At 68.1% G+C, this 12298-nt stretch carries 11 protein-coding genes; 5 read left to right on the top strand and 6 right to left on the bottom strand.

The window, feature by feature from the left end:
• Nucleotides 1–197 precede the first annotated feature (197 nt).
• The gene (locus tag ACH34W_RS29800; RefSeq protein ID WP_395964434.1) at nt 198–1250 is read left to right on the top strand and encodes an Ig-like domain-containing protein; all 1053 of its coding nucleotides are present in this window, start codon (nt 198–200) and stop codon (nt 1248–1250) included.
• Nucleotides 1251–1293: 43 nt separating this feature from the next.
• Here ACH34W_RS29800 and ACH34W_RS29795 read toward each other — a convergent pair whose 3' ends face one another.
• The gene (locus ACH34W_RS29795) at nt 1294–3111 is read right to left on the bottom strand and encodes an NAD(P)-binding domain-containing protein (RefSeq protein ID WP_395964433.1); all 1818 of its coding nucleotides are present in this window, start codon (nt 3109–3111) and stop codon (nt 1294–1296) included.
• A 200-nt stretch (nt 3112–3311) separates the two neighbouring features.
• On the opposite strand from ACH34W_RS29795, the gene ACH34W_RS29790 reads away from it, so the two are divergent.
• The 4 genes from ACH34W_RS29790 (at nt 3312) to ACH34W_RS29775 (ending at nt 7869) form a co-directional block, all read left to right on the top strand.
• A complete protein-coding gene (locus tag ACH34W_RS29790) occupies nt 3312–4601 on the top strand; it encodes a transcriptional regulator (RefSeq protein WP_395964432.1) in 1290 nt (429 codons plus the stop codon).
• The gene (locus tag ACH34W_RS29785; RefSeq protein WP_395964431.1) at nt 4579–5808 is read left to right on the top strand and encodes a GAF domain-containing protein; all 1230 of its coding nucleotides are present in this window, start codon (nt 4579–4581) and stop codon (nt 5806–5808) included. Before ACH34W_RS29790 ends, ACH34W_RS29785 begins: the two co-directional genes overlap by 23 nt.
• A gap of 148 nt (nt 5809–5956) precedes the next feature.
• Nucleotides 5957–7474 carry an aldehyde dehydrogenase gene (adh, locus tag ACH34W_RS29780; protein ID WP_395964430.1) on the top strand — a complete coding sequence of 506 codons (1518 nt, stop codon included), beginning with the start codon at nt 5957–5959 and terminating at the stop codon, nt 7472–7474.
• Nucleotides 7474–7869 (top strand): DUF779 domain-containing protein, encoded by a 396-nt coding sequence (locus ACH34W_RS29775; RefSeq protein WP_395964429.1) that lies wholly within the window; start codon nt 7474–7476, stop codon nt 7867–7869. The genes adh and ACH34W_RS29775 overlap by 1 nt, the downstream gene beginning before the upstream one ends.
• A 187-nt stretch (nt 7870–8056) precedes the next feature.
• Here ACH34W_RS29775 and ACH34W_RS29770 read toward each other — a convergent pair whose 3' ends face one another.
• From ACH34W_RS29770 to ACH34W_RS29750, 5 genes are all read right to left on the bottom strand, one after another.
• Complete coding sequence (locus tag ACH34W_RS29770; RefSeq protein WP_395964428.1) at nt 8057–8194, bottom strand: hypothetical protein; 138 nt, start codon at nt 8192–8194, stop codon at nt 8057–8059.
• 54 nt (nt 8195–8248) lie between these two features.
• The gene (locus tag ACH34W_RS29765) at nt 8249–8674 is read right to left on the bottom strand and encodes an RNA polymerase sigma factor (protein WP_395964427.1); all 426 of its coding nucleotides are present in this window, start codon (nt 8672–8674) and stop codon (nt 8249–8251) included.
• 548 nt (nt 8675–9222) lie between these two features.
• Complete coding sequence (locus ACH34W_RS29760; RefSeq protein WP_395964426.1) at nt 9223–10425, bottom strand: S1 family peptidase; 1203 nt, start codon at nt 10423–10425, stop codon at nt 9223–9225.
• A 130-nt stretch (nt 10426–10555) separates the two neighbouring features.
• Nucleotides 10556–11731: a hypothetical protein gene (locus tag ACH34W_RS29755; protein WP_395964425.1), complete on the bottom strand. Its 1176-nt coding sequence runs from the start codon at nt 11729–11731 to the stop codon at nt 10556–10558.
• The gene (locus ACH34W_RS29750; protein WP_395964423.1) at nt 11728–12246 is read right to left on the bottom strand and encodes a SigE family RNA polymerase sigma factor; all 519 of its coding nucleotides are present in this window, start codon (nt 12244–12246) and stop codon (nt 11728–11730) included. The genes ACH34W_RS29755 and ACH34W_RS29750 overlap by 4 nt, the downstream gene beginning before the upstream one ends.
• Nucleotides 12247–12298: the final 52 nt, after the last annotated feature.

The raw sequence follows: 12298 nt of genomic DNA, 5'->3' as shown, positions 1-12298 counted from the left end.
TCGCACCTCTCCCTACTCCTGGGATGGCAAGAATGTGGTTTTCGGCCTACGGAAATCCCTGGATGCGTGCAGTGGCCCCAGCATCGGCAGGGGTCGTCATGGCCGTCCTTGTCGGTGCATGTCAATCCGACGGCGGAGATGGCGGCAACTCGAAAGAAGGCGGGGTCAGGGTCTCCATCGCACCGACCGGAAAAGCGGTGCGGCCCGATCTCCCGATCACAGTCCAGGCGGTCGACGGCAAGATTCGGAACGTCACCGTCACTGCCAAGGGCCGCAGCGTCGAAGGTGTTCTCAGCGAGGACGGAACCGTGTGGCGGTCTCGCTGGACCCTGGCGCCCGGGACCGCCCACCAGGTGGCTGCGACAGTGCAAGGCCGTGACGGCGAACAAACCACCCGGCGCGCCTCGTTCATCACCCTGAAGCCGGCCCAGACCGTTCACGCCGACGCTCAGGCTCCCTCCAGCGGCGAGAAGGTCGGCGTGGGAATGCCGATCATCCTTAACTTCAACCGGCCGGTCTACAACCAGGCCGAGGTGGAGAGGGCCCTCCAGGTCAAAGCGTCCAAGACCACCGAGGGAGCATGGCGCTGGACGAGCCGTCAGGAGATCGTCTACAGGCCGCGCCGCTACTGGACGCCTGGCGAACAGGTCACCGTCAACGCTCGGCTGACCGGCGTGCGCGCCGCCAAGGGCACCTACGGCGACCGTGACCTGAACTTCCAGTTCGCCGTGGGCGACGAGGTGATCAGCACGGTCAACACCAAGGCCTACACCATGACCGTCAAGCGCAACGGCAAGGTCACGCGCAAGGCGCCGATCAGCGCGGGAAGGGCCACCAAGCGCGCCTACACCACCACCAACGGCGTGCACCTGACCATGTCCAAGGAGTACAAGGTCGTCGCCGACTCGGCCACGGTCGGCATCCCCAAAGGAGACCCCGAGTACTACAAGCTGGATCTCTACTGGGCCATCCGGATCTCCAACAGCGGAGAGTACGTCCACAGCGCACCCTGGTCAGTCGGAGACCAAGGCAAACGCAACGTCAGCCACGGCTGCGTCAACGCGAGCCCCAAGAACGCGAAGTGGTTCTACCAGCAGGCCCAGCGGGGAGACGTCGTGATCGTCACGGGCACTGACCGCGAGCTGGAATGGAACAACGGCTGGGGCTTCTGGCAGATGCCATGGGAACGATGGAAGAAGGGCGGCGCAGCCCCGGAGTCCGCAGCTCCTGTGCAGCCGCCAACGGGCTGATCACCGATCGAGAGCCCTCATTGAGGAGTCCCCGGCGATCTCGTTAGGAGAGGTGGTGTACCTCTTGCAGGCCGTAGACGGGGGTGTGGATCTCCTCGTATCTGGCTTTCAGCTGCAGGGCCAGGTAGAGGGAGTAATGGCGCGACTGGTGGAGGTTGCCGCCGTGGAACCACAGTCCTTCCTGTTGGGTGGGCTTCCACATGTTGCGCTGCTCCCCCTCCCAGGGGCCCGGGTCCTTGGTCGTGTCTGATCCGAGGCCCCAGCATTTGCCGACCTTGTCCGCTGTGTCTTGGCCGACGAGGTCGGCCACCCAGCCGTTCATCGAGCCGTAGCCGGTCGCGTAGACGACGAGGTCCGCCTCAAGTTCGGTGCCGTCGGACAGGACGACCGAGCGTGCGGTGAGGCGCTCGACCTGGCCGCTCGCTATTTTGATGTCGCCGTTGGCCACCAGTTCGGACGCGCCGACGTCGATGTAGTAGCCGGAGCCCCTCCGCAGGTACTTCATGAACAGGCCTGAGTTGTCGTCGCCCCAGTCGTGCGCGAAGCCGGCCTTTTCGAGGCGGGCGTAGAAATCGGCGTCGCGTTCCTTGATCTGCTCGTACACCGGGATCTGGAAACGATGCATGATCCGGTATGGCAGCGACGCGAACGTCATGTCGGCCTTCTCCGTGGTCATGCCTGCCTTGACCGCGTTCTCCGAGTAGAGCGGGCCGAGCCCGATCTCCATCAGCGAGTCGGACCGTACGACGTGGGTGGAGGAGCGCTGCACCATCGTGACGTCCGCGCCGTGCTCCCACAGGGCCGCGCAGATGTCGTGCGCGGAGTTGTTGGAACCGATCACCACGGCCTTCTTGCCCGAGTAGGCGTCGGGGCCCGGATGTTGCGACGAGTGATGCTGGTCCCCTTGGAAGTCCTCCATGCCCGGGAACGACGGCATGTTCGGCTTCCCGGACATGCCGGTGGCGAAGACCAGGTGGCGCGGCGTCAGGGTGACCTCCTCGCCGTCGCGATCGACGCGGACGTTCCATCGCCGGGCCGTCTCGTCCCAGGACGCGGCGGTGACGTTGGAGCGGGTCCAGCACGGGATCTCCATCACCCGCACGTACATCTCCAGCCAGTCCGCGATCTTGTCCTTGGGCGAGAAGACCGGCCAGTTGTCGGGGAACGGGAGGTACGGGAGGTGGTCGTACCAGACCGGGTCGTGCAGGCAGAGGCTCTTGTAACGCTTGCGCCACGAGTCTCCGGGCCGTTCGTTGCGTTCGACCACGAGGGCGGGCACGCCGAGCCGGCGGAGGCGGGCGCCGAGTGCGATGCCGCCCTGGCCGGCCCCGATGATCACGACGTACGGCTGCTCATCGACACCGAGCCGCGCTGTCTCCTTCTCGCGTTCCTCGGCCCACGAACTGCGGCCCCGCACGATGCCGTGCTGGACGCCCTTCGGCCGCCGTTCGCCCAGCGGCTCCTCGTGGCCTTTCAACTCGCGCAGAGTGGTGAGCAGCGTCCATGCGCCCTCGTCCGTCAGGCGCAGGTGGCCGACACCGCGCCCGGTCGTCGTTTCGAACGTGATCCACGCCTCTGTCACGCCGTCGGCCTGGACGGGCTCTTCGGTGGTGCGGAACTCCCGTGGATCGGCGCCGGCCAGGCAGGCGCTGAGCAGGTCGGCGATGCCGTCGCGGCCTTCGACGGTCGTGATGTTCCAGGTGAACGAGACCAGGTCGCGCCAGTAACTCTCGGGCGCGAACAGGGCCGCGGCCCGAGGAACGTCGCGGGCGGCCAGAGCGGCCTCGAAGTCGGCCAGCCAGCCCTCCACACGCGCTCGCGGCACGCTGACCTGCGCCGCCGGTGCCGTGCTTTCAGTCATCTGCCTCTTCCCTTCTGGGCCCTGCGGCCTCGGTGAGACGACGAGGTGCAACCCCGATCACATGCCGGGTCTGCACGGGCGGCAAGGGTTGCAGCGGATTGCATGGGTGATGGAACGGTCCGAGGCTGACGTGTGGCCACGGTCACAGGCACGACCTATGCTGCGGTCATCACCCGTTCACGCTGCGGGAAGGTGAGGTCGTGCGCGTGCAGGGAGCCGTCCACCCCGGGACCAGCCTGCCCGACTACGCACGCGAGCTGGTCCGCGTGCACGACGCCGTGATCGGTGGCGAGTCCGCGCCGCCGCTGCGGCCCCGCGCGGTCGTGTCGCGGTCGTGGACGCGGGTGATGCGGCTCGGCCTCGACCCTGACGGCACCAACCTGCGCGACCCGCTCGATGCCGACGAGGTCGCCCGGCGGCGCGGCGCGTCCCCCCTCGGGCAGATGATCGAGGAGCTGCGACTCCTGATCGGGTCCGTCGCCGACGCCTCACACAACCTGATGGTGATCACCGACGCCGACGGGGTCATCCTGTGGCGCCAGGGCGCCTCCGCCGTCCGCCGCCGCGCCGACCGGCTGGGGTTCAGTGAGGGCGCGACGTGGACAGAGGCCAAGGTGGGAACGAACGCCATCGGGACCGCGCTCGCCGAGGCGGCACCGGTGGAGTTGTTCTCGGCCGAGCACTTCGAGCAGGCACAGCATCCCTGGTACTGCACGGCCGCACCGGTGCACGACCCGCGTACCGGCGCCATGCTCAGCATCATCGACGTCAGCGGGCCCGCACTGACCCTGCACCCTGCCATCGGTGCCCTCGTGCAGACCGCCACACGGCTCGCCGAGGCCCGCATCCGCGACCACCACGCGCAGCGCCTGGAACGGCTGCGGCGTTCGGCGGCGGCACTGCTCGCCACGACCACCGAGCCCATGCTCCTGGTCGACGACGACGGCTGGGTCGCCTACAGCTCGGGAGTGGCCGCGACCGCACGGATCGCGGCGCCGGAGGCAGGGCACGCGCTCGCCGTCCCCGGCCTGGGGCTGTGTGTGCCCGAGCGCCTGCCGGACGGGTGGCTCGTCCGGCCCACGTCGTCGCGCGACCGTCCGATGGTGCTCGAACTGGACCTGACCGGCACGCCGGTCCTCGACGTTCACGCGGGCGACTCGCGCTGGCGGTGCCCCTTGACCAATCGACACGCCGAGATCCTGCTGCTCCTGCATATGGCCGCGCCCGGTGGCCTGACGGCGGGGGCGCTGAGCCGCGCGCTGTACGGGGACGCGGAGCACGTCGTGACCGTACGGGCGGAGGTGTCGCGCCTGCGGCGGTCGCTTGGAGCGCTGGTCGTGTCCCAGCCGTACCGTCTGGCCAGCGGGGTGACCCTGCTCCTTCAGCTGCGGCCGGGCGAGGAACTCGCGCGATGCCGCTTCGTTCAAGAGTCCGGCCTCCGGACGATCGCCGGGCGGGAGGAAGCCGATGGCGCCACACGGCCTGCGTGACCGGCGGACGCGGCTGGTCCGCGAATGGGGCCGGCTAGTGGACGGAGGCGGCTCCCCGGTGCGGCCGCCCGACCCGGACCTGCGCGCCGAGATCGCCGCGTCGTGGGACCGGTCGCGGATCGTGGTCGACCCGCACCGCGACAGCGCGCCCGCCGACCCCGGCGCGGTGGACCGCTGGCAGACGTCGGCGCTGGCCGGGCCCGTCGGCGATATGGCCGGCGAGCTGCGCTCCATCGCCGACGACGCGGGGTTCGTCGCGGCTGTGACCGACGCCGAGGGCACGATCCTGTGGACGTACGGCGGGCGGGTCATGCGGCACCGCGCCGAACAGGTCAACTTCGCGCCGGGCGGCCGGTGGGACGAGACCGCCATGGGCACCAACGCCCCCGCGCTCGTGCTGCGCGACCGCCGCCCGGCCACGGTGTTCTCGGCCGAGCACCTGGTCGAGGCGCTGCACGGCTGGGTCTGCTATGCCGCGCCGCTGCGTGCTCCTGACGGACGGCTGCTGGGCGTGCTCGACCTGTCCAGCACCTGGGATCGTTCGCACCCGATGGTGATGCCGACCGTACGGACGCTCGTGGCAGGCATCGAGGACCGGCTGGCCCGGTTGCCGGCCACCGTGCTGTCGCCCGCCTTGTCCGCGCCGCGCGTCGTGCTGGAGTGCCTGGGCGGCGGACGGGCCGTACGGGACGGCGCCGCCCTGCCGCTGCGCCCTCGGCAGTTGGAGATCCTCGCCCTACTGGCGCTGGAGCCGGACGGCTTCACACCCGACCAGCTGCGCGAGGCTCTGCATGGCGACCGGCACGTCTCCGTCTCCTCGTTGAAGGCGCAGGTCTCTCACCTGCGCAGCGCGCTCGGCGGATCCTTGGCCCAGCGGCACTACGTGCTGACCGAACCGGTCCGTTGTGACGCGTCCGCCGTACTGGACGCTCTGGCCCGCGGCGACACCACGATGGCCGTACGGCGTTACACCGGCCCATTGCTGCCCGAGTCCGAGGCCCCCGGCATCGTGCGCTGGCGCGACTACCTGGAGGTCGCGGTCCGCAAGGCGGTCCTGGCCTCGCCCGTACCCGAGCACGCGCTGGAGTACGGCGACCGGCACCGGCACGACCTGGAGATCCACGAGCATGGGCACCGGCTGCTGGCTCCGTCGGACGGCCGCCGTGGGATCACGGCCGCCCGCATTGACGCCGCCCTCCGCGCCTGAGCCGCCCACCGCGCGGCTGACCGGCCGGTCTCCGCGCAGCTGACCCGCCCTCCGCGGCTGACCGGCCGATCTCCGCGGCAACCTTTCGACAACCTCCCCGGCGCATCGTGGCCTTCATCGCATCGGCTCACCCCACCGAGGAGGACCCATGGTCTTTGCCAAGCCGGGCACCGAGGGCAGCGTCGTCTCGTTCGCCGACCACTACGACAACTTCATCGGCGGTGAGTTCGTCCCGCCGGCCAGCGGCGAGTACTTCGACAATCCCAGCCCGGTCGACGGGCAGACGTTCACGCGTGTGGCGCGTTCCGGCGCCGCCGACATCGACCTGGCCCTTGACGCCGCGCACGCCGCCGCCGACAAATGGGGCGCTACGTCCGCGGCGGAACGGTCACTGCTCCTCAACCGCGTCGCGGACCGCATCGAGGAGAACCTCGAGCGCCTCGCGGTCGCCGAGTCGTGGGAGAACGGCAAGCCTGTGCGCGAGACGCTGGCCGCCGACCTGCCGCTGGCCGTCGACCACTTCCGCTACTTCGCGGGAGTGATCCGCGCACAGGAGGGCGGGATCAGCCAGCTCGACGAGGACACCGTCGCCTACCACTTCCACGAGCCGCTCGGCGTGGTCGGGCAGATCATCCCCTGGAACTTCCCGCTGCTGATGGCCACCTGGAAACTGGCCCCCGCGCTCGCGGCCGGGAACTGCGTCGTCATCAAGCCGGCCGAGCAGACCCCGGCCAGCATCATGCTGCTGATGGAGCTGATCGCCGATCTGCTGCCGCCCGGCGTGGTGAACGTGGTCAACGGCTTCGGCGTCGAGGCGGGCAAGCCGCTGGCCGCCAGCCCCCGCATCGCGAAGATCGCCTTCACCGGCGAGACCACGACGGGCCGCCTGATCATGCAGTACGCGTCGCAGAACATCATCCCGGTGACGCTGGAACTGGGCGGCAAGAGCCCCAACATCTTCCTCGCCGACGTGATGGCGGCCGACGACGACTTCCTCGACAAGGCCGTCGAGGGCTTCGTGATGTTCGCGCTCAACCAGGGCGAGGTGTGCACCTGCCCGTCCCGGGCGCTGATCGACGCCTCGATCTACGACGAGTTCATGGCGCGATGCCTGGCCCGCACGGAGGCGATCGTCACCGGAGACCCGCTCGACCCCGCCACGATGATCGGCGCGCAGGCGTCCAACGACCAGTACGAGAAGATCCTCTCCTACATCGACATCGGCCGTAAGGAGGGCGCGGAGGTCCTGACCGGCGGCGGCCCCCGCACCGTGCCCGGCCTGGAGGGCGGCTACTACATCGAGCCGACGATCTTCAAGGGCAGCAACGACATGCGGATCTTCCAGGAGGAGATCTTCGGCCCCGTGGTCTCGGTGACCACGTTCGACTCACCCGACGAGGCCCTCAAGATCGCCAACGAGACCCTCTACGGCCTGGGCGCCGGGGTCTGGTCCCGCGACGCCAACACCGCCTACCGGATGGGCCGCGCCATCAAGGCCGGCCGCGTGTGGACCAACTGCTACCACGCCTACCCCGCGCACGCCGCGTTCGGAGGCTACAAGCAGTCGGGAATCGGCCGCGAGAACCACCGGGCGATGCTCGACCACTACCAGCAGACCAAGAACCTCCTGGTCAGCTACTCCCCCAAGCGCCTCGGCTTCTTCTAATGGTGGAACGCGTCGCGCTCACCCAGGCGGCCGCCGACATGCTCGCCGACCTGGCCGGACGGCACGGGCCGGTGATGTTCCACCAGTCGGGCGGCTGCTGCGACGGCAGCTCCCCGATGTGCTACCCCCGTGGCGAGTTCATGGTGGGCGCGGCCGACGTCCTGCTCGGCGAGCTTCCCGACGGCACCCCGTTCTGGATGAGCGCGTCGCAGTTCGAGTACTGGAAGCACACCCATCTGACGGTCGACGTGGTCCCGGGCCGGGGCAGCGGCTTCTCCCTGGAGGCCCCGGAAGGCGTCCGCTTCCTGATCCGCTCGCGCCTCTTCACCGACGAAGAGGCCGAACACGTCGAATCCGAGCCACCCCTCCATACCGGCGACACCTTCCAGGCCTAGACCGGCCGGTGTTCCAGGTTGGACCTGATGCGGTGCTTCACACCTCTCCCCACAAGTGCACCGCCTTGGACATGGCGGACAGCCAGATCGGAGACCCTAGGCCCTCGGCATGCAGGCAGCGAGCCACCTGCACTTCTCGGCGAGCCGTCTCCCACAGGTCCAGGCTCCGGCCCACACGGACGATCACCTACCCACCGTCCAACCGCAACACCGCCCGGTCACCCACCCGCAGCAATTCCAAGTCCTGGGCCCGCACACCGACCCGGCGAGCCGCCTCGCGAGCAGCCTCCACCGCCACCTCGCCGAACGATGCAGCTCGCCCCATCCAAACACCCCTCCCTCGATCAAACGCCGATCGAGCATGTGTCCGGTGATCGGCCTATGGCCTGGCCAGGCGCTTCGCGGCCTCTTCCGCCGAGTCGGCGGACAGCGAGGTTGCTGGGATCCTGCTTCCCATCTGTTCGAACGGTGTGACCCATTCGGCGTTCACCCGTGCGAGCACCTGATGGCGGCGCCGCTCGGCCCGGCGGTGCTGGCCGATCAGATTGGTCGCGATGCCGTACAGCCACGGCCGCGCGTCCGCACGCGTCAGGTCGTACCGCGCGCGGCCACGGAAGGCCACGGTGAAGACCTCCGCGCTGACGTCCTCGGCGTCCTCCGGGCCCAGCCGCCGATAGACGTAGCGGTGGATCTCCTCCCAATGCCGATGAAAGATCTCGGCGAACCTCTCCGGGGCCGCGACCGACGCACCAATGGCCGCATCGTCGGACACCTCCTCGGCACCGAGCGGGTTCCTCGTCGCCACCGGCGGTTTCTCCCTTCAAGCGGACAATTGACATCCGGTACTTGGTACGGCGACGCCCCGCTGTTCCCTCTTTTTCTCGGGACGGCGACGCTGTGCATGGCCAGCGGCCCGAAGCCGAGCGGGCGGTGGCCCGCTGAGGGGTGTGGCAAACTCGCGGGAATGGCCAAGATGACGTCCAGGCGCGGCGCGGGCTGCCTGCTTGTGGTTCTTGGGGTCTTGGGATGGTCGGTGACAGCCGTTGCGTGTGTTCCGGCTGCGTGGTTTCTCGGGATTTGGCTGTCGGGTTGGGAGGAGCCTGGCCCCGGCATTATCCAAGGGGCCGAAACGAACCCGCTTTATAGCGGCGCCGGATCAGCGATAGCACTCAGCTATGTGGGGCTCTTGGCGCTGAACTCGGTCTTCTGGGGCGTCGCGTTCGAGGTGGCCAGGCGGGCACCCCCTCGGGGCCTCATGTGAGGGCGCGATGGCCCGGTCCTGGCGAATCGCCGAGGACCGGGCCTGCGTTCAGCTGATTTCACTCTGCGTTGTAGGAGGCCGGCTCACCGGTCCTAGTAATTCACGGTGATGTTGAAATCACGCCAGGCCGTACCGAAGTCCTGGTAGACGATAACGGAGCGTCCGCCGCTGGCGCTGTGGATTCCCTTGGCGACCACTCCGTCGCTCCTGAGGCCGAAGATCGGCGCGCCGCTGTCACCGGGTTGGGACGCTTCCCTTCCGTCATTTTGATAGGCGAGCAGCAGGTCGTTCATGCACGTCCAGTCGCCGTCGGAGTCCCAGTCGCAGTAGGCAAATGTATAGCCGTTCCCCTGGATGATGTTGCAGACGACACCGCTGACGGATCCCGAGATGCACAGGTAGTCGCCGGTGTAGACCCAGTCCCAGGCGCGCACGGGCTTGGAGAATTCTCCGGAGCCCACGCCGCCGTCGTAGATTCTGGTTCCGGCGTCAGTTGGAATCATGATGAGGTCATGCCAGTAAGCCTCGTGGCTGGCAGTACCGATGTATCTGCGGGAGTCATACGTGCCGACTTGGTCCGGAGCGGTGTAGCAGTGGGCGGCGGTCAGCATGAACTCGGTTCCGGCGCCGTTCTTGACGCCGAAACCCGACGTGCAATAGCCGCCCTTGGTCAGGTTGCGGAAGCGGGCCCCGCCATAGTACGGGGCACTGTCCTCCAGACGACTGGTCATCTGAGGGGCTTCTTTGCGTACGACCTTGACCGGGATGTTGGACTTAGGGAGATCTGCGGCGACCTTTTGGAGGTCGGCGGTGGCGCTTCCCACCTCGATGCTGCTGCCGTCCTGCTTGATCCCGACGCTGTGGACGGGGCCGCCTGGATGCTTCTTCATGTACTCGTAGATCGGTGTGATGGCGGCTCGCAGATCGGCCTGGGAGTGGGTGGCGGGTACGACACGTACCGGGGCGCCGGCGGTGCTCATGGCCGTCTTCATCGTGGCTGGCACATCGCCCTTCCAGTGCAGCGCGACGCCGTTCCCTTCCAGGGCGATATCGGCGTATCCCGCGTACCCGCTCTTTTCAACCTCCCAGCGGAGCACACTGGCCGCCTTGGTCAACGGCTCCTGCGCGCGCATCTTCTTCAGCACATCCGGATCGATATACCTGAAGAACCCGTCTTCTTCGTTGACGGGCTTGCCGTCTTGAAAGGCGGCCTGTGCGTGAGCGGTTGTAGCCATCATTGTGAACATCAATGCGGCGATCGCCGCTCCTAGCATCCGGAAACTGCGAGACTTCATCGGTCTCCTATTCTGCTCGATGCGGGAGCCGGGGTCAGTCAACAGGTCGGATGGGCCAATTGCCGAGTACCGGTGATCAGATTGGCGGAGTTCCTGCGAAGTTTGGCAGTCCCACTACGCGTCGCCAATCTCAGCGGCGGGTGAACACCGGGACCCATGCGCCGTCCCGGTCGGATCGGCGATATCCGGTGAGAGGCGTGATCTTCCCTTGCAGGGTCACCAGCAGCAGCCGATTGCGGAATTCGCCCTTGCCTTTGCACTTTTTCGGGTCACATCCGATCGCGAACAGCTGGCCGTCATCGGCCCAGGCCTTGGCTTGCTCGATCGGCAGAACCGCCACCTTCTTACCGGTGACCACGTTCGTGACGGTGACGGCGGGGCCGGGTTTCGGCCCGAACTTGGGCAGCAGGGTGCCGTTCGGGGACAGCCCGGCCTCCTCCCTTTCCTCGTAGTCGGCCTCGTGCGCCGGCGCGGGCTGCTGCTCACCGTCCAGGTTGTAGAAGACCTTGGTCGGCATGGTCGCGGTGGGCGCCCAGATCAGCTTGCCGTCCCGGCTCCATCCCATGTCCTGCCGAGGGCCCAGGTTGCTGCGAAGAGCGGGCATGGGGTGGAACGCGCCTCGTTCGCCCATGCTGTTGACAACGTAGTAGCCGGTTCTTGATGAAATCCCGGGGAGCGCCTCCGTGTCAGGGTTCTTGTCGTAGGCCGTCAGGAGCAACCGGCGTCCGTCCGGTGCCCAGGCCATGCCCCCGACGGGCCGGTCGACCGAGATCCAGCGAGTGACTCTCTGCGTCTTCATGTCGAGCACCCCGACCCGGGAGGCGGGCAGGGGGCCCTGCAGCACGGCCGCTTGCTTCATGCCGGGTGCGACGCTGGCATACGCCCAGCGCGTCTGCTCGTACACGCCCGTCGACGGGTTGTACAGGTGCCAGGTGCGCTCGCGCATCCGCTGACCGTTGATCGAGCGCTCGTGGCGGGTGTAGTAGGCGGCCACGGCCATGCGCCCGGCGGCGACGAGGCGGCGCGGGAACGCGCTGTCCGGATCCGTGCGCAGCGTCGTGTCCGACGACAGAGACACAGGTTCGAACGCGGGCTCCACCTGCCGCGGGTGTGCCGAACCACCGCCGGAGACGATGGCCACGGCCGCCGCCCCGACGAGGAGTGCGGTCGACCCTCCAGCCAGCGCGAGCTTGAAGGAACGTCGCCGGGTGCGTCCCCGCAACGCGCGGTCGGCGAGGTCGCCGGGGACCCGCACCTCCGCGGCCCATTCCTCGCACGCGCTCTTGACGATCATTTCCGGCTTCACCGCTGGACCTCCTTGACGGCTTTCAGGTCGTTCAGTTCGGGGGCCAACTCACGGAGACGCGCGAGCGAGCGATGTGTCGTGCTGCGCACCGTGCCGACACTGCAGCCGAGGATCCGCGCGACCTCCGCTTCGGGCAGGTCCTCGAAGAAGCGCAGCACCAGCACCGCCCGCTGCCTGGCAGTGATGCGGGCCAGGGCGCTCCGGACGGTGAGCTTGACGTCCACTGCCGACGTGTCGTCATCCCTGGACTCGTCGGGCAGGACGGGGACCTGCGTCTCGCGCCGTCTCCATTTGAGCCGCCACGTATTGGCCTGCTGGGTGTACATCACGCGCCGGATGTACGGCTCCGGGTTGTCGATGCTCGCCCAGCGCGCGGCCGTCTTGGTGAGCGCGACCTGCAGAATGTCCTCTGCCAGGTGCTGGTCGCCTCCCGCGAGCAGATACGCCAGGCGCATCAGGGCGGCCGACCTCGTCTCCACGAACTCACGGAAATGTCGCTCAGCTGCGGCATCCATCGTCACCTCCGAATTGCTGTCCCCCTCAGACGCCTCCAGACGACCATCGCTA

Origin of the sequence: Actinomadura sp. 6N118 (assembly GCF_044326415.1) — a bacterium.
Classification (GTDB): Bacteria; Actinomycetota; Actinomycetes; order Streptosporangiales; family Streptosporangiaceae; genus Spirillospora.
The sequence above is the reverse complement of the archived record's forward strand: the minus strand, read 5'-3'. Positions and strand labels throughout refer to the sequence as shown.